Source organism: Achromobacter sp. GQ309, from assembly GCF_059759315.1.
The window spans coordinates 262,921-280,124 of record NZ_JCAXDP010000005.1 but is presented as its reverse complement, the minus strand read 5'-3'; the positions used below and the strand labels follow the sequence as shown (position 1 = coordinate 280,124).

Annotated in this window: 13 protein-coding genes; 6 read left to right on the top strand and 7 right to left on the bottom strand. The window is 68.5% G+C overall.

Annotated elements, in window-relative coordinates; genetic code table 11:
* The first annotated feature begins 65 nt into the window (after positions 1–65).
* Entirely contained in the window at positions 66–848 is a 783-nt protein-coding gene (locus tag AC6CIE_RS17500; protein WP_175184458.1) for an SDR family oxidoreductase, read from the top strand.
* A gap of 74 nt (positions 849–922) precedes the next feature.
* Here AC6CIE_RS17500 and AC6CIE_RS17495 read toward each other — a convergent pair whose 3' ends face one another.
* Complete coding sequence (locus tag AC6CIE_RS17495; protein ID WP_175137684.1) at positions 923–1,615, bottom strand: HAD family hydrolase; 693 nt, start codon at positions 1,613–1,615, stop codon at positions 923–925.
* Between the two features lie 244 nt (positions 1,616–1,859).
* Here AC6CIE_RS17495 and AC6CIE_RS17490 point away from each other — a divergent pair, with 244 nt between their 5' ends.
* Entirely contained in the window at positions 1,860–2,504 is a 645-nt protein-coding gene (locus tag AC6CIE_RS17490) for a 2OG-Fe(II) oxygenase (RefSeq protein ID WP_498093145.1), read from the top strand.
* Positions 2,505–2,639: 135 nt separating this feature from the next.
* Here AC6CIE_RS17490 and AC6CIE_RS17485 read toward each other — a convergent pair whose 3' ends face one another.
* Entirely contained in the window at positions 2,640–3,623 is a 984-nt protein-coding gene (locus tag AC6CIE_RS17485; protein WP_498093143.1) for a Bug family tripartite tricarboxylate transporter substrate binding protein, read from the bottom strand.
* A gap of 89 nt (positions 3,624–3,712) precedes the next feature.
* Here AC6CIE_RS17485 and acnA point away from each other — a divergent pair, with 89 nt between their 5' ends.
* The 3 genes from acnA to AC6CIE_RS17470 are packed head-to-tail and all read left to right on the top strand — an operon-like array spanning position 3,713 to position 8,335.
* Positions 3,713–6,343, top strand: coding sequence for an aconitate hydratase AcnA (gene acnA / locus AC6CIE_RS17480; RefSeq protein WP_498093141.1), 2,631 nt, complete (start codon positions 3,713–3,715; stop codon positions 6,341–6,343).
* Complete coding sequence (locus tag AC6CIE_RS17475) at positions 6,340–7,236, top strand: GntR family transcriptional regulator (RefSeq protein WP_175124412.1); 897 nt, start codon at positions 6,340–6,342, stop codon at positions 7,234–7,236. The genes acnA and AC6CIE_RS17475 overlap by 4 nt, the downstream gene beginning before the upstream one ends.
* A 49-nt stretch (positions 7,237–7,285) precedes the next feature.
* On the top strand, positions 7,286–8,335 hold the full coding sequence (locus AC6CIE_RS17470) for a lactonase family protein (protein ID WP_175124411.1): 1,050 nt from the start codon (positions 7,286–7,288) through the stop codon (positions 8,333–8,335).
* On the opposite strand, the gene AC6CIE_RS17465 is transcribed toward AC6CIE_RS17470, so the two are convergent.
* The 3 genes from AC6CIE_RS17465 to AC6CIE_RS17455 all read right to left on the bottom strand — a co-directional run bounded on the left by AC6CIE_RS17465 (position 8,332) and on the right by AC6CIE_RS17455 (position 12,379).
* On the bottom strand, positions 8,332–10,794 hold the full coding sequence (locus tag AC6CIE_RS17465) for a TonB-dependent siderophore receptor (protein WP_498093139.1): 2,463 nt from the start codon (positions 10,792–10,794) through the stop codon (positions 8,332–8,334). The two genes, AC6CIE_RS17470 and AC6CIE_RS17465, sit on opposite strands and share 4 nt — an antisense overlap.
* 95 nt (positions 10,795–10,889) lie before the next feature.
* On the bottom strand, positions 10,890–11,861 hold the full coding sequence (locus AC6CIE_RS17460) for a FecR domain-containing protein (RefSeq protein ID WP_175137678.1): 972 nt from the start codon (positions 11,859–11,861) through the stop codon (positions 10,890–10,892).
* On the bottom strand, positions 11,858–12,379 hold the full coding sequence (locus tag AC6CIE_RS17455; protein ID WP_175184463.1) for a sigma-70 family RNA polymerase sigma factor: 522 nt from the start codon (positions 12,377–12,379) through the stop codon (positions 11,858–11,860). The genes AC6CIE_RS17460 and AC6CIE_RS17455 overlap by 4 nt, the downstream gene beginning before the upstream one ends.
* Positions 12,380–12,502: 123 nt before the next feature.
* Between AC6CIE_RS17455 and AC6CIE_RS17450 the strand changes: the two genes are divergently transcribed.
* Positions 12,503–14,164 (top strand): ATP-binding protein, encoded by a 1,662-nt coding sequence (locus tag AC6CIE_RS17450; protein ID WP_498093137.1) that lies wholly within the window; start codon positions 12,503–12,505, stop codon positions 14,162–14,164.
* A 21-nt stretch (positions 14,165–14,185) separates the two neighbouring features.
* On the opposite strand, the gene AC6CIE_RS17445 is transcribed toward AC6CIE_RS17450, so the two are convergent.
* Positions 14,186–14,533, bottom strand: a complete 348-nt coding sequence (locus tag AC6CIE_RS17445; RefSeq protein ID WP_175122767.1) for a hypothetical protein — start codon at positions 14,531–14,533, stop codon at positions 14,186–14,188.
* 71 nt (positions 14,534–14,604) lie between these two features.
* Positions 14,605–17,070, bottom strand: a complete 2,466-nt coding sequence (locus tag AC6CIE_RS17440; RefSeq protein WP_498093135.1) for a TonB-dependent siderophore receptor — start codon at positions 17,068–17,070, stop codon at positions 14,605–14,607.
* Between the last annotated feature and the right edge of the window lie 134 nt (positions 17,071–17,204).

Here is a 17,204-nt window from a genome sequence, read left to right as displayed (position 1 = left end):
CCGCGCATCCGGTTTACAACGTCTGCAAGGCCGCGCCGACCGGCGCGCATCGACAGGAGCGCTACATGGATTTGCAGCTGGCGGGTAAACGCGTCCTCATCACGGGCGCCTCCAAGGGCATCGGCCTGGCGTGCGCCATCGCGTTTGCGCGCGAAGGCGCCGAGCCAATATTGGTTGCGCGTGACGATGCGGCGCTGCATGACGCCACGGCGGCAATCCGCGAGCAGACGGGGCGGCAGGCCGGCGCGGTGACGCTGGATCTGGCGCAACCCGGCGCGGCCGAGCGCCTGTGCAAGGAAACGGGGCCCGTCGACATCCTGGTGAACAACGCCGGCGCCGTGCCGGGCGGCGCGCTGGATCAGGTTCAGGACGAACGCTGGCGCGCGGGCTGGGAGTTGAAGGTGCACGGCTACATCAGCCTGGCGCGCCACTACTATCCGGCGATGCGCGACGCGGGGTCGGGCGTCATTGCCAACATCATCGGCATGGCGGGCTCGGCGCCGCGCGCCGATTACATCTGCGGCGCGGCGGCCAACGCCTCCCTCATTGCATTCACGCGGGCGCTGGGCGGCGAATCACCGCGCCACGGGGTGCGGGTGTTCGGCGTCAATCCGTCGCGCACGCGCACCGATCGCGTGCTGACGCTGGCTCGGCAACGCGCGCAGGCGCGCTGGGGCGACGAATCGCGCTGGCAGGAAACTCTGTCGGATCTACCGTTCGGGCGGCTGATGGAACCGGGCGAGGTGGCAGACATGATCGTCTTCGGCGCCTCGCCGCGCGCGGGTTATCTGAGCGGAACCGTGATCGACCTGGATGGCGGCGAACAGTACGCCACGCACGGGCGTTGATGCCCGGCGCGGCGGATGCGCGTCAGGCGCCCGCCGCCTGCCGGCACATCGATCGGCAATCGCGCGCCAGCGCGTCAGGCCGCTTGCGCCCGCCAGCCCGCCAGCAGCGCCGGCAACTCGCGCATATCGGTGAACACGTGCGACACGCCCACGTTGCGCAGCGCCTGCGCGCCGCTGTGGCCGAGTTCGCCGGGGCTGTAGCCGAATACGGTGGCGCCGGCGGCCACGCCTGCTGTTGCGCCGGTGACCGTGTCCTCGACGATTGCGCAACGCTTCGGGTCCACGCCCAGCGCCTGCGCGGCCGCCAGGTACACGTCCGGAAACGGCTTGCTGCGCGGCATCTCGTGGCCGCTGAAGACGCGCCCGTCGAAGCAGTCGGCGATGCCCACCTTGGCCAGTTGCAGCTCGACCTTGCGTCGGTCCGCGCCCGATGCCACGGCGATGCGCCCATCCAGCGCTTCGTGCAAGGCGCGCACGGCGTCGGGCGCCCCGGGGATCTCGACGAGATCGCGGTCCAGCGCGTCGTTGCGGCGCTGGCGGAACTGGTCGAACCATGCCTGATCGATCGTGGCGCCGGTGCGCGCCTCGATCAGCGGCAGTTCGTCCTTGACCGCCTTCCCGGTAAAGATCTGCATTGTCTCGGCGTGCGTGATGCCCCAGCCCAATTCATTGAGCATCTCGGTCAGCACGCGGCTGGTGATGGGTTCGGAATCGACCAGGACACCGTCGCAGTCGAACAGCACGGCGTCAAAGGGAAAATCAGTCATTGCGGGCAGCGGGGGGAGTGTCGATGAAGCCGGTAAGCATACTGCACGGCAACTGACCGCCGGCTGGTGCGGCCCCGCGGACAGCAAGCGGCGGAGTGCCGGGGCGCGCCGGACTGGCTAAGCTGTGGCGTCGTACCGGCGGCGGGTAACGCCTGGCCGCCAGGACGATTGCCCCGCGCAAGACGATGCACATGAACATGACCACGCCCAAGACCACGATCCCTTCCATGACGCGCCCCGGACCATGACAACGCCCGCCTCCCGCCCGCTCGGCGAATACGACTGGATACGCATCGCGCAGGACCTGGACGCGCAGGGCTGGGCGCTGCTGCCCGCGCTCTATGCGCCGGCTGAAGCACGCGCGCTGGCAGCGCTGCAAGGCCTGCCCGATCCCCTGCCGGCGCCGCTGGCCAGCCTGCGCACCGATCTCTACGCGCGCCTGCTGCCGGTGGCGCGCGCGTGGGCAAGCGCACTGGACATGGATGTCTCCTACCCGGACGATCTGCCCGCCTACCTCCAGCAGAACCGCCTTTCAGGACAATCGCGCAGCCTTTCCACGATCCAGCGCCTGCACGCACCCGGCTACCAGCCGCTGCTGCAGCATGCCGACGGCGCCTGCGTGTTTCCGCTGCGGCTGATCGTGCTGCTGTCCGAGCCCGGCGTGGATTTCACGGGCGGCGAACTTGTCATGACCGAGCAGCGCCCGCGCATGCAGTCGCGCCCGATGGTGCTGCCGTTGGGCCTGGGCGATGGGGTGGTGATCGCGACGTCGCACCGGCCCGTATCGGGCTCGCAGGGCGTCTACCGCGTCACGGAGCGCCAGGCCGTCAGTCGGGTGCGCAGCGGCGAACGCGTGGGCCTTGACCTGATGCTGCACGACACGCCGTAACGGGCAGCAGCGCTGTGCACGTCTTCGCGAACGGCCGCCCCCGCGCTGCCCCACGGGCTGACCCACGTGGCGCCCGACCAGCCGCCCCGCCGCCCCGCCAGCCCGCACAACCCGCACAACCCGCACAACCCGCTTTCAGTTTTCCGCCGTGATGTTGCCGTCGGTCACGACCTTGGCAAACACGGCCGTCTGCGCCTTGATGAACGCGCGGAACTCGTCTTGGCTCATCGGCTGCACTTCGCCGCCCAGTTCACGGATGCTGGCCACGAATTTCTCATCCTTCAGGCTGCGGTCGATGGCGGCCGCCAGCTTCTGCTGCACCTCCGGTGGCGTATTCGCCGGCACGAAGACGCCAAACCAGTTTTCCAACGCATAGTCCTTGAGCGGCGCGTATTCGGCCAACGCGGGGATGTCCGGCGCGAACGACGCGCGCTTGGCGGACGTGACCGCCAGCGGTTTGACCTTGCCGCTCTTGATGAACGGCAACGCGCCGGCCAGGCTGACAAAGGTCAGGTCCACGCTGCCGGCCGCCACGTCCACCAGTTGCGCCGCCGCGCCCTTGTACGGCACGTGGACCATCTTGATGCCCGCCAGCGACTGCAACAGCTCGCCGTTCAGGTGCTGCGGGTTGCCCACACCGCTGGTCGCGTACGTCAGCTTGTCGGGATGGGCGCGGCCATAGGCCACCAGGTGCTCGACGTTGGCCACCGGCAGCTTGGGATTGGCGACCAGCACGTTCGGCACGCGGGCAATCAGCGCGACAGGCGCCAGGTCCTTTTCCGGCTGGTACTGCATCTTGCTCTTGAAGACGAGCGGGTTGATGGCGGTCTCGCCGGCCGATCCCAGCAAGAGCGTGGCGCCGTCCGGCGCGGAACGCACGACTGCGGTGGCGCCCAGCATGCCGCTGGCGCCCGGCTTGTTCTCCACGACCACGCCCTGAGGCAGTTCGCTGCGCAGGCGCTCGGCCAGCAGCCGGCCCATACCGTCCACGCCCCCGCCCGCGGCAAAGGGCACGATCAGGGTGATCGGGCGGTTGGCTGGCAAGTCGGCGGCCTGCAGAGGGGTCGAGGCGGCGAGCGCCAGGGCCGCGGCGGCGGCCAGGGTACGGATGGGGGGCATGTCTGTCTCCTATGGGGCCATAGCGTCAATGCGCGGCCGGGTTTGTCCTTAATTGCATTTTATGCAGTCAATATGCAAAACTGGCAGCTATGGAAAACACCAATGCCCCGCTCCGTCGCGCACACTTCACGCTGAATGGCGCCTCGTACAGCTGCCTGGACCTGCCGGCTGAATACGGCGCGGACTACTTCCGGCTGCCGGTCGTGCTGCGCCTGTTGCTGGAGAACGCGCTGCGCAACATGCAGGGCGCCGAACGCGACGCCGCCGTCGCCGCGCTGTTCGGCTGGCTGGCGCACGGCACCAGCGAATCCGAAATCGCCTTTCAACCGGGCCGCGTGCTGATGCACGACACCACCAGCACGCCCGCTCTGGTCGACATTGCCGCAATGCGCGACGCGCTGGCCGAGGCCGGCGTTGACCCGGCGGTCCTGAACCCCATGCTGCCGGTGGACGTGTCGGTGGACCATTCGCTGGCCGTCGAAGCCTATGCGCGCAGCGATGCCGCGCAAGCCAACCTGGACCTCGAACTGCGGCGCAATGCCGAGCGCTACCGCTTTCTGCGCTGGGCCTCCAAGGCCCTGTCGAACGTGCGCATCCACCCGCCGGGCACCGGCATCATGCACACCATCAACCTGGAGCAACTGGCCACGGTGGTCTGCCAGCAGCCAGGCCCCGACGGCACCGCCCTCTATCCCGACATGATGATCGGCACCGACAGCCACACGCCGATGATCAACGGCATCGGCGTGCTAGGTTGGGGCGTGGGCGGCCTGGAAGCGCAGACGGTCATGTTCGGCATGCCGACGATGCTGCGCATTCCCGACGTGATCGGCGTGCGGCTGACCGGCGCGCTCCAACCCGGCGTCACGGCCACGGACCTGGCCTTGACCGTCACCCAGCGCCTGCGCGCCATCCACGTCTCCGGCGAGTTCGTCGAATTCTTCGGACCGGGCGTGGCCACGCTGCCGGCCGGCAGCCGGTGCGTCGTGGCCAACATGGCGCCCGAATACGGCGCGACCACCGGCTACTTCCCCATCGACGGCGAAACGCTGGCCTACCTGCGCCAGACCGGCCGCGCCGACGATCAGATCGCGCGTGTGGAGGCCTACGCGCGTTGCACCGGCATCGCGCTGGACCCCGATGCCGAGCCCCGCTACACCCGTGTGGTCGACATCGCGCTGGATGCCGTGCAGATGCACGTGGCCGGTCCCAAGCGTCCGCAGGATCTGCATCCCTACGGGCAGACGCGCGAAATTCTTGCGGCGCTGGATTTCGCGCCGCGCGCGCCGTCCGCCCTGCCCCGCCACGCCATCGCCATTGCCGCGATCACCAGTTGCACCAACACGTCCGATCCGCGCCTGTTGACGGCCGCCGGGCTGCTGGCCCGCAAGGCCCGCGGGGCCGGGCTACGGCCGCCGCACTGGGTCAAGACGTCACTCGGCCCCGGCTCCCCCGCCGCCGCAGAGTACCTGGCGCGCGCCGGTCTGCTGGAAGACCTGGCCGCCGTGGGCTTTGACATCGTCGGCTACGGGTGCACCACCTGCATCGGCAACTCCGGTCCGCTGCCGCCCGTCGTGCGGGAGGCGCTGGCCGACGGCGCCATCCACCCGGTGGCGGTGCTGTCCGGCAACCGCAATTTCACGGGCCGGATCCATCCGGATCTGGACCTGGGCTTTCTGATGTCGCCGCCGCTGGTCATCGCCTTTGCGCTGGCCGGCGACGCGGAAAGAGACCTGAGCCGCGAGCCGGTCCAGGTGACGCCCGACGGGCGCGCGGTTCACCTGTCCGAGCTATGGCCGACGGAAGCCGAGATCGACGCCGCGCTGGCCGCAGGGCAGCGTCCCGACGACTATCGCGCCGCGTTCAAGATCGCCAGCGCGAACCCGGCCTGGCAGGCCCTGCAATCGCCCGCGTCGGCGCGGTTTCCGTGGGACGCTGCGTCCACCGCGCTGCGCCGCCCGCCCTTTGCCAGCACCGAGGCCGGCAGTCAACTGGGCCGCTACACCGCGCATCCACTGCTCGTCGTGGGCGACGACGTCACGACCGACCACCTGTCGCCCGCCAGCGCCATCCCGCCCGACAGCCTGATCGCGGACTTCCTGGTCGAACGCGGCGACGACCGCAACGACCTGAACGTATTCGCATCGCGCCGCGGCAACTGGGAAGTCATGATGCGCGCCGCGTTCTACAGCAAGAGCCTGACCAACCTGCTCTGTCCCTCCGCCCCCGTCGGCCACACCCTGCACGCACCCAGCGGCCGGCTGGAACCCATCTGGGACGCCGCCGCGCATTACGCGAAGGCGTCGCAGCCCGTCGTGCTGGTGGCGGGCGCGCGCTTCGGCACAGGCTCGTCGCGCGACTGGGCGGCCAAGGGCCAGCGGCTCTTGGGCATCCGCGCGGTGCTGGCGGTCAGCTTCGAACGCATCCACCGGTCCAACCTGATCGGCATGGGCATCCTGCCGCTGCGCCTGCCCGACGGGGTTACGCCCGCGACGCTGCGGCTGCAGCCGGGCGACCGGATCGAGATCGACGTCGAGGCCGCCGCGCTGGCGCCCCGCGCCGCCATTCCCGTGCGCGTCCTGCGCGCCGATGGCCGCTCCGAGCCGCTGACCGCCACCGCGGCCGTCGAGACCCGGCTTGAGATCCGGCTGTTGCAGATGGGCGGCGTCATTCCCGCTATCCTGTCGGACACCATTTCATCGGCCGTCCGCCACCCATGAGCGCGCAAACCAATACCGTCACGAAGATCCTGGACCTCATCAAGGAAGACCGTCTGCAGGAGGGCGCGCACCTGCGCGCGCAGAAGATCGCCGACCGCCTGCGGCTGTCGCGCTCGCCGGTCAACGATGCGCTGGGTATTTTGGAGCAGCACGGTGTGGTGGCGCGCAAGCCCAACCGCGGGTACTTCCTGCTGCGCGACTTCGACGTCGCGGGCGAAGCCCCCGCCGACATCACGCCCCCATCGGCCGACGACATCGTCACGCAGACGTACTTTGCGCTTGCCGACGAACTGCTGCGCGGCGAACTGCCGATGCAGTGCAGCGAAGCGCAGCTGCGCACGCGCTACGCGCTGACCAATGCGCAAACGCAGGCGCTGCTGGGCCGCATTTCGCAAGAGGGCTGGGCGCAGCGCCGGCCCGGATACGGCTGGGAATTCTCGTCCATGATGACGACGCCCGACAGCCTGCTGCAGTCCTACCGGCTGCGGCTGGCGCTGGAGCCGGCGGCGCTGCGCGAGCCCGGCTTTCGCATCGAAAAATCCGTGCTGGCGCGCTGCCGCGCCGCGGAAATGCACCTGCTGAACGGCGGCATCGCCACCGACACCGCAGACCAGCTCCACGATCGCGGCGTGCGCTTTCATGAATCGCTGGTGGAAGCCTCCGGCAATCCGTTCTTCATCGACACGATCAAACGCGTCAATCGCGTACGCCGCCTGCTGTCCTACCGCTCGATGCAGGACCGCAGCCGCTACCAGCAGCATTGCGACCAGCACCTGGCCATCCTGGACCTGCTGGAACGCGAACGCAACGACGAGGCGGCCGAGGCGCTTTCGGCCCACCTGCGCAGCACGCTCGACAACCTGGCCCGCATCAGCGGCATCCTGACTTCGTAGGGCCGCGCGTGGCGCGGCCGTTTTCAACTGGCAAAATGAGGCTCGCGCCATGCATGTCTATATCGGTTCCCGGACCACCCGGGAACGCAATGCCCGCGGCGAGGGCATCAGCGTGTTCGACTACGCGCCCGAGACGGGAACGCTGACGCTCAAGCAGGTCGTGGGGGGTCTGCACAATCCGTCGTATCTGCTGCCGCATCCGTCGCTGCCGATCCTGTACACCGTGCACGGCGACAGCAGCGAGGTCAGCGCGCTGCGCCGCGATGCGCATGACGGCACGCTGACGCCCTGGCATACGCAGGACTGCCAGGGCCGCAATCCCGTCCATCTGGCGCTGGGGCCGTCGGCCCGCTATCTGATGGTGTCCAACCATCTGACCGGCACGCTGGCGGTGCTGCCCGTAGCGGCGGACGGCGCGCTGCAAGCCGTGTCGCAGACGGTGCCGCTGGCCGGCGAACCGGGGCCGCACCGCAAGGAGCAGCCATTTTCCAAGCCGCATTTCAACGTGCTCGACCCGTCGGGCAAGTATGTAGCGGTGCCGGACAAGGGGCTGGACCGGGTGTTCCTGTATCCCGCCGACGCGCATGGGATCGGCGCGCAGCCTGCCAGCGTTGCGACGTCGCGCGAGGGCGCGGGCCCACGCCATGCGGTCTTTCATCCATCAGGGAAATGGCTGTACGTCGTCAACGAGTTGGACAACACGGTCACGGCCTATGCCGTGGAAGCAGGCGCGCTGCGTCCCTTCCAGGTGCTGTCCACCCTGCCCGACACCTATACCGGCAACAGCCGCGCCGCCGGCATTGCGCTGGACGCCGATGGCCGGCACCTGTATGCGTCGAATCGGGGTGACGACAGCATTGCGGTGTTTCGCGTGGACGCATCCACCGGTCGACTGACCACCGTGCAGCATGCCCGCACGCACGGCAAGACACCGCGTTTTTTCACGCTGTCGCCCGACGGCCGGTTTGTCTTCGCGCTGAACGAAGACAGCGACACGCTGCAGCGGTTTCGTGTCGATCCGGCCAGCGGCATGCTGGCGCACGACGGCTACGCGCTGTCCGTCGGCAGCCCGGTGTGCATGGTGTTTGCCGGCGCTTAGAAGTCCATCGATGCCGACAGCATGACGGTGCGCGGCACGCCTTGTGAGATCGTGCCGTACGAGGCCACGCCGGACCAATAGGCGCGGTTGAACACGTTGACGACGTTGGCGCGCAGCGTGACGTCCCGGCCTTGGACCTTGAGCGCGTATCGCGCGCCCAGGTCGAACGTCGTCCACGACGGCACCGACTGCGTGTTGGCCTGGTTGATGTATTCGCGTCCGGTGTAGACCATGCCGCCCGTCAAGGTCAGCCCCGTCACCCACGGCGTGTCCCACTCGGCGCCCAGGTTGACCGCGACGGTGGGCACGCCCACGGGCCGGTTGCCCTGCGTGGCCGCGCTGTTGGTGCGCGTCAGCTCCCCATCCAGGAAGGTCACGCCGCCCAACAGGCGCACGCCGCGCATCGGTTCGCCGGACACATTCAATTCCAGCCCGCGGTTGCGTTGCTCGCTATCGGCCGCATACACGCCATTCGTGAGCTGCCCGCTGGGCTTGGTGATCTCGAAGGCGCTCAGCGTCACCATCGCGTTGTCCAGCTCGACCTTGACGCCCACTTCCTTCTGCTTGGCCTTGTACGGCTTGAAGACCTCTCCCGCGTTGGTGGCCGTGGCGGGCGCCACGTCGCCCTTGCTCAGGCCCTCGATGTAGTTGGCGTAAAACGAAACGTTGTGCCAGGGCTTGATGACCAGCCCGGCCAGCGGCGTGGTCGCGCTTTCGTCGTAGCTGACGGTCCGCACACCCGTGGCGCCGTTGAAGTTGCGCGATTCGATGCGCTGGTGGCGCAGGCCCAGCGTCAATTGCGCGCGCTCGTCCAGGATGCTGAGCGTGTCGGCCAACGCCAGGCCGGACAGATCCGACGACGACACCTTGGGCACGTTGGCCGGCGCGGGAATGTGCTGCTCCGGACGCGTGATCGGGTGGTAGATGTTGGACGTGAGCGGGGTGCCGTTCACGCTGGCCTGCAGGTTGCGGTCGCTGTACAGGCTGCCCATGAAGCTGATGGCGTGGCGCACCGGCCCCGTGTCCAGCTTGGCGCGCAGTCCGGCGTTGTAGGTGCTGCGGTTGACCTGGAAGCGGAAGTTGTTGGGCGTCACGACGGTGTCGCCGGCCTCGTTCACGATGGTGGGCGTCTGGTCCGACAGGCGCGACACGGTGGTGTCCGAGCCGCCCGCGTTCGCGAACACCGTCAGGCGGTCGCTGATGTCGTATTCCACGCGCAGCAGCGCCGATTGGCCGTCGGACTTCCACCAGCCCCACGGCTGCGTGGCGTTGCGGCGTCCGTCTGCAGCGCGCGGCACGGCAATGCCCGGCGCCACCAGAAACGGCCGCGTCGGGGCGTCGATCTTCTCGTGCTGCGTCAGCAGATCCAGCGAGGCGCGCAGCCGTTCGCCCTGGTAATCCAGCGACAGCGCGCCGATGGTCGTGCGCGATTTCATGTTGTCCAGCGGCGTATCGCCCTGCCGCTGCATGCCGTTGACCCGCACGCCCCACTCGCCCGCGTCGCCGAACCGGCGGCTCAGGTCGACCCGGGCGCCAAACTGCGAGTCGCCGACGTAGTCGGCCGACACGCGGGTCAGGTCCTCGGGCAGCGAGCGTTTGGGCACCATGTTGATGACGCCGCCCACCCCGCTGTTGGGCGACATGCCGTACAGCAGCGCGGCAGGCCCCTTCAGCACTTCCACGCGCTCGATGTAGTCGGTGAAGACGTGGTAGTTGGGCGCGACGCCATAGACGCCGTCAAACGCGATTTCGCCCAAGTTGCCTTCGCCGATGGGAAAGCCGCGGATGTAGAACGAATCGGTCACGCCGCCGATCTGGCCGGTAAAGCGCACGGACGGCTCGACGGTCAGCGCGTCGGCCAGCGTCACGGCCTGGCGGTTCGCCAGCAGTTCCGACGTGTAGCTGGTGACATTGAACGGCGTGTCCATCACGTCGCGGTTGCCCAACAGGCCCATCCGCGCGCCGCGCGCCACCTGGCCGCCGGCAAATTCCGCCGGCAGCGCGGAGGGGCTGATGCCCGCTCCATCGACGGTGACCGCGGGCAGCACCGTGGTCTCGCCGGCGGCCACCGGCAGCCTGCGCAGCGAATAGGCGCCGCCGCCCTGTTCGGCCAGCGCGTAGCCCGATCCGGACAGCAGGCGGGCGAACCCCTCTCGCACCGTGTAGACACCCTGCAAACCGTCGCTGTGCTGACCCGCGACCAACGCCGGGTCGAACGACAGCGGCACGCCCGCACTGGCGGCAAACTGCGCCAGCACGTCGCCCAGCGGTCCCGGCGCGATGGCATAGGACTTGCGCGGCGCGGCGCTGGCTGTCTCGGCCGCGAACGTGGCCGCCGGCATTCCCGAGGCCGCAAGCAGCGCCAGCCCCAGGCCGGCGGCCCGGACCAGCGACGCCGCGGGCGACAGGACGGCAATGCCGCGCGGCAGGCGGGGCGATCGGGAGAGTCGGGAAACCATGAAACGATCCTTCGTGGGGTTGGGGTGACGCGCATGTCGCGGCGGTTCACCCGGTACACCGGACGAAGCGGAAAAAAGTGTCAGCCGATTGGCGATTAATTTGTAACGGCGGCGCGGGGCGCAATCGTCGTCCACCACGGGGTCACGCGGCTCACCCGAACCGGCAGCGTCTTTTGCAGGAGGCGCAGGCTGGCTTCGATGTCGTTCAACGGGAACGCCCCCGACACGCGTAGCTCGGCCACGGCCGGATCGCATCGCAGCACACCGTGGCGGTAGCGGCCCAGCTCGTCCACCAGATCGGCCAGCCGCCAGTTGCGCGCGGCCAGCATGCCGTCCGCCCACGACGCCGCCAACGCGTCGGCGGGGACCGGCGCCTCAGCGCCACCGGCCGAAAAGACGGTCTGCTGGCCCGCCGCCAGCACGACGCCGTGGACGTCCGCCCCGGCCGGCCGGACCTCGACCGCGCCCTCGTAAACGGCCACCCGCACGCTGGCGCCTTCGTCGCGGACCATGAAGCGCGTGCCCAGCGCCCGCAGCACGCCCTGCGTCGTCTGCACCAGGAACGGGCGCGACACGGGCGCGGGGTCGTGCCCCGTCGTCAGCAGGATTTCGCCCGCGCGCAGCCACAGCACGCGTTGCGTCGGGGTGTAGTCGATGTCCACGGCGCTGGCCGTGTTGAGCACCAGTTGCGTGCCATCGGCCAGTTCGACGCGGCGCTGCTCGCCCGTCGCCGTGCGCAGGTCCGCGCGCCATTCGCGCCAGGGCAGCTCGCGCACGCCCAACCACGCCGCCGGACCCAGCACCAGCAGCCCCGCCAGCGCGCGCACGGCCTGGCGGCGTCCGGCGCGGTCCGCCTGCCGCAGCGCTTGCCCGCCGATCCGCGGCGGCACCTGGCCAAACCCGCGCAGCATCGCCTCGGCGCGTTGCCAGGCGGCTTCATGGTCGGCGCTGCGCGCCCGCCAGCGCGCCAGCGCCGCGCGATCCGCCGCTGAGAGTGTCTCGGACTGCAAACGCACCAGCCAGCCGGCCGCTTCGTTGAGGATGGCGGGGTCGATGACCGCGTTCACGCCGCGTCCGCCTGATACGCGATCAGGCACGCGGCAAAGGCGGCCTGCATATGGCGCTTGACCGTCGACAGCGACACGCGCTGCTTGCGCGCGATCTCGTCATAAGCCATGCCGTCGAACTGCGACAGCAGAAAGACTTCCCGCGTGCGGGCGGGCAGCGAACGCAGGGCGGCGTCGATGGCGTGCAGCGTTTCCAGGATCAGGGCGCGCGCCTCGGGCGATGGGGCCTCGGCCTCGGGCACGTGCGCCACGGCGGCCAGGTAGGCGTCTTCCACCGCGCGGCGGCGCCAATGGTCCGCCACCAGGCCCTTGGCGATGTGGGTCAGCAGCGCGCGCGGCTCGGCGCCGGTGTCGTCGCGGCGCCGGCCCGCCATCAGCCGCACGAAGGTGTCGTGCGCCAGGTCCGCGGCGTCGAAGGAACTGCCCAGCTTCTTGCGCAGCCACATCGAGAGCCAGCCGTGGTGTTCGCGATAAAGCTGGGTGACGTTGTCGGCGGATGGGGATAGCGGCGCAGGCAAGGCGCACCTCGGCATATGTGCAAATAGGAATTGTTCTTATTCTATACGAGCCTCCTGTCCGCGCACGCGCGCCCGAGTGCTGGGATAGAATCGGTCACCTACCCCGCCACCCTATCGAGTGCCATGCAGAACGACCCGTCCAAGCCTCTGTTCCTTGCCAGCGGCGGGGAAATGGGCGCACGAGTCAGCCGCCACGACTGGTCTGCCACGCCGCTCGGTCCCATCGCTTCCTGGCCCGCCTCGTTGCGCATTGCCGCGAGCATGGTGCTGTCGTCCCGGTTTCCGTCCTGCCTGGTCTGGGGCCCCGAGCTCATCTCGATCTACAACGACGCGTTCGTCCCCATCCTGGGCGCCAAGCCCGACGCGCTGGGCTGCCCGTTCGATGAGATCTGGCGCGAAGCCTGGTCGCTGATCGGCCCGATCGCCGAACGCGCCTACGCCGGCGAGGCCACCTTCATCGAGGATTACCCACTCGTCGTCCACCGATACGGCCGCGCCGAGATGGCCAACTTCACGTTCTGCTACAGCCCCGTGCGCGATGAAAACGGCAATGTCGCCGGCATGATCGACACCGTCATTGAAACCACCGCGCGGGTCGGCGCCGAAAAGGCCCAGGCCGACGCGCTGCGCCTGACCGAAGAGGCCCTGCGCCAAAGCCAGAAGATGGACGCCATCGGCCAGTTGACGGGTGGCGTCGCGCATGACTTCAACAATCTGCTGACGGGAATCTCCGGCAGTCTGGATTTTCTGTCCCAGCGCCTTGCGCAGGGGCGGACCGATGACCTCGCCCGTCACATCGCGGTGGCAAAAGGCGGCGCCGACAAGGCGGCCATCCTGACGCGCCGCCTGCTTAATTTTTCGCGCCGCCACCCGCTTGAGCGCACGGCGGTGGACATCAACCACGTCATCGCCGACATGGAGGCGCTGATCACGCGCAGCGCCGGAGCGGCGATCACGCTGGACGTGGACTGCGCCGCCGGGTTGTGGCCGGTCTGGGTGGACGCGCACCAGCTGGAAAATGCGCTCCTGAATCTGTGCCTGAATGCGCGCGACGCCCTGTACGCGAGCGGCACGCTGCGCATCGAGACATCCAACGTGACCCTGGGCGCCGAGGACGCGCGCGAGCGCAATCTGGAACCGGGCGACCACGTGCGGTTGCGCGTGTCCGACACGGGGTGCGGCATGACGCCCGAGACGATGCGACGCATGTTCGAACCCTTCTACACCACCAAGCCGGCCGAGCGCGGCACCGGCCTGGGACTTGCGCTGGTTCACGACTTTGTCCGTCAGTCCGGCGGTCACATCCAGGTGCGCTCGCAACCGGACCTGGGCACGGATATCGACCTCTACTTTCCGCGCCATGGCGGGGCCCGCATCCAGGTCGCCGCGGACACGGCATCGGTCTCGCCGTCGCGGGTCTTGCAGGGCGGGACGGTTTTGCTGGCCGAGGACGATCCGGCCGTGCGCGAAATCACCGCCGAAGTGCTGAAGGAAATCGGCTTCGATGTGATCGAAGCGACGGACGGCGCCAGCGCGCTCAAGCACCTGACCACGCAGGCCCGGATCGACCTATTGGTCTGCGACCTGGCCTTGCCGGGCGGCGTGAACGGGCGGCGGGTGGCGGAGACCGGCAAGACATTGCGGCCGGAAATGAAAGTGCTGTTCATCACGGGCTACGGCGAAACCGCCGAGGGGAACAACGCACCGGCGACGGGTGCGCCCGTGTTGCTGAAGCCATTCACCCTTGAAGATCTGGCAAGCCAGGTGCATGCGCTGATGCGCTGAAAAACGCGGCCGGGCGGGTGCTCAAGCGGACGGCAGGCGCCGGGTCGTGCGGATCCAGAACAGCCCCGCTCCCGACAGCAGCATGGCGAACAGCAGGTACACAAAACAGATCAGCAGGCCGAAGAAATAGTAGCGGTCGTAAACACTGGCCGCCCACCACGCAACCCCGCCATACACCGCCATGACGATGAACGGCAGCCACAGCACCGCCACGCCGGCGCGGCGCCAGCCGGGGGTGTTCAAACGCGGAAATCGATGCGGGCGGGCGCGCAGCAGCAAAGCCAGCGCCGACAGCGCCGGCAGCACAAAGGCCAGCACCGCCAGCACCAGCAGGCCGGCATCCAGGAACGTCGCCACGAACTCGCGCAAAATCGGCTCCTTGCACGGCGCGCACGGGTGGCGCCGTCCCGGACGTTATACACGAGGCGCCGCGGACGTCCTTAGAGCTTGGGCGCGTAGCGCACGGTCAGCATCACATTGCGGGGCTCGCCGTAGTAGTTGTTGCTGGACAGCGTGTTGTACGACGGCACGTAGTATTTCTTGTCGAACACGTTGTTCACGTTCAGCCCGAAACTCAGCTCCGGCGTGGCCTGGTAACCCACGCGCGCGTTCCAGATCGTGAATCCCGCCAGCTTGAATTCGCGGTCCGAACTGATCGTCGACGTCTGCGTGCTCACGCCGGCGCCCACGCTCAGGCGGTTCCACGTGCCCGGCAGCTTGTAGTTGGCCCCCAGGCGCAGCATGTGCTTGGGCGTCCAGGTGCTGAAGACCTTGCCCTGGTTGTCCGGGTCCTCCAGGAACTTGGTGGTGTTGTAGGCATAGCCGGCATACAGCTCCAGGCCCCTGACCACCTCGCCGGAAATCTCGGCTTCAACGCCCTGGCTGCGGACCTTGCCGGCGGCGCGCGAGCAGTACCAGCCGTTGCAGCCAAACCCGGCGTCGTAATCATTGACCGCACGATTCTTGTGGTCGTAGCGGTACAAGGCAAGCAGGGTATTGACCCGGCCATCCGCCAGTTCGCCCTTCAAGCCGACTTCATAGTTGTTGCCCTCGATCGGCTTGAGCAGGCTGCCCGACACCGTGCGCTCGGTCTGCGGTTCGAACACCGTGGTGTAGCTGCCGTAGACCGACCAGTTGTCGGATAGCGAATACACGACGCCGGCGTACGGAATGAACTCGCCCGAGGTCGATGACGTCGTGGTGTCGCCCCCGCCGCTGTAGCGGTAGTCGAACCAGCCGACGCGGCCGCCGCCGATCAGCGCCAACGATTGCGTGGGCTTGACGCGCCACGTGCCGTAGATGCCCTTCTGCCGGATGTCGTAGGCGCTGCGCGAATCGTAGCCGCTGGCGGCGACGATGGAATCCATGTCCTGCCACGGACGGTGATGGTCCAGATCGAAGATATTGCCGCCGCTTTCCCACGAGCGGGTGAACCGGTCATTCGTCGTGAGCTTGGAGTAGTTGGCGCCGATCACCACCTCTTGTGCCATGCCCCAGGCGTTGAAGTCACCGGCCACCGACATGTCCATGCCGCGCTGGCGGCTCGTGAAGTCCACGCCGAAATTGCCATAGTCCAGGCCGCTGCCGTCACGCTGCACGGGTCCGGTGACGCGCTGGTGCACGGTCGTGTTGTCTTCGTCCATCGCCACGCCGGCCAGCCGGAAGCGCCACGACGAGTTGAAGCGATGTGTGATGTCCGCATTGAAGATGGTCTGGTCGTTGGTGGCGCGGTTCCAGGTCGAGCCGGTGAACGTCGAGCGCGGCAGATCGATGCTGCCGCCATCGTCATAACGGGGATAGCCGACGAACATGGGCCGCGACTTGCTGTACCGATTGCTGACGCCCAGTCCCACTGTCGTGTTCTCGGTGATGTCGTAGTCCAGCGCGGCGTACAGGTTGCGCGTCCTGTCCCACACGTAGTCGATGTACGAATGGCTGCGGTCTTCGTCCAGCACCACGCGCCCGCGCAGCGTGCCCGATTCATTGAGCGGACCGCCCGCATCCAGCGTCAGGCCGTAGTGATCCCACGATCCCACCTTGCCCGTCACCACCACCGAGGGCTCTGCGCCGCCCCGCTTGCGCACCAGGTTGATCGCACCGCCGGGACTGCCCGCGCCTTGCAAGAGGCCCGCCGCGCCGCGCAGGATCTCTACGCGGTCATAGAACACCAGCGAATCCTGCTCCCAGTTGCCCAGGCTGTAGCTGTTGCGCAGCAGGGACACGCCGTCGTATTGCAGCAGGTCCACGGGAAAGCCGCGCGAATTGATCGCGACGCCGGCGCCCACGCCCTGCACGCCCACCATGCCGGCGGTGTTGTTGACGGCGTCCGGCAGGCTGGTCATGTCCTGGTCGTCCATCCGCTGCCGCGTCAGCACGGTGATGGATTGCGGAATGTCTTTGAGCGCCTGCGGCGTCCTGCCGATGGTGACCGCCGGCGACGTGTACGAACCCGTGCCGTCTGTCGTGGTGTTGTAGGTGCCCGTCACCGTCACGGGCGCCAGCGTCGTGGCCGCCTCGGCCGGCGCCTGCCGCAGGCGATAGCCGCCCTCGGCGCGCGCCACAGCTTGCAGGCCCGTGCCGGCCAGCAGGCGCTCGAGCGCGGCACCCACGGCGTACGTGCCCGTCAATCCCCGCGTCGTGGCGCCGGCGGTCAGGCCGGGATCGGACGCCACCATCACGCCCGCCTGCACGCCAAACGTGCCCAGCGCCGCGCTCAGCGGCCCGGCCGGAATGCTGAAAGCGATGGCGCGCGGCGCCTGAGCCTGGGCATGCACCGCCACCGGCGCCAGGACGGCAGCCGCCGCAAGGGGCGTGAAACGCCGCAGCGCGGCGCTCAGCGCCGTGCGGCGCAGGGGAAGTCGGACAAGCGCCGCGGCGCTTACGGCGCGGACAGGACGAGGTGACATGTAAGGGTTCCCAGGCTCATGAAAGGTCGGCGCAGCCACGAGACACGGGCTGCTTTCCTGACATGAAGCGCGAGATCGGGATATCCGCCGTTGCTGTTACAAAAAAGCCGGCAATGAGGGAAACGCGGCTCACC

What these genes read in the sequence shown, in the direction of transcription:
- AC6CIE_RS17500 (WP_175184458.1), top strand. Translation starts at nt 66, where the DNA reads ATGGATTTGCAGCTGGCGGGTAAACGCGTCCTCATCACGGGCGCCTCC.
- AC6CIE_RS17495 (WP_175137684.1), bottom strand. Translation starts at nt 1,615, where the DNA reads ATGACTGATTTTCCCTTTGACGCCGTGCTGTTCGACTGCGACGGTGTC.
- AC6CIE_RS17490 (WP_498093145.1), top strand. Translation starts at nt 1,860, where the DNA reads ATGACAACGCCCGCCTCCCGCCCGCTCGGCGAATACGACTGGATACGC.
- AC6CIE_RS17485 (WP_498093143.1), bottom strand. Translation starts at nt 3,623, where the DNA reads ATGCCCCCCATCCGTACCCTGGCCGCCGCCGCGGCCCTGGCGCTCGCC.
- acnA (WP_498093141.1), top strand. Translation starts at nt 3,713, where the DNA reads ATGGAAAACACCAATGCCCCGCTCCGTCGCGCACACTTCACGCTGAAT.
- AC6CIE_RS17475 (WP_175124412.1), top strand. Translation starts at nt 6,340, where the DNA reads ATGAGCGCGCAAACCAATACCGTCACGAAGATCCTGGACCTCATCAAG.
- AC6CIE_RS17470 (WP_175124411.1), top strand. Translation starts at nt 7,286, where the DNA reads ATGCATGTCTATATCGGTTCCCGGACCACCCGGGAACGCAATGCCCGC.
- AC6CIE_RS17465 (WP_498093139.1), bottom strand. Translation starts at nt 10,794, where the DNA reads ATGGTTTCCCGACTCTCCCGATCGCCCCGCCTGCCGCGCGGCATTGCC.
- AC6CIE_RS17450 (WP_498093137.1), top strand. Translation starts at nt 12,503, where the DNA reads ATGCAGAACGACCCGTCCAAGCCTCTGTTCCTTGCCAGCGGCGGGGAA.
- AC6CIE_RS17440 (WP_498093135.1), bottom strand. Translation starts at nt 17,070, where the DNA reads ATGTCACCTCGTCCTGTCCGCGCCGTAAGCGCCGCGGCGCTTGTCCGA.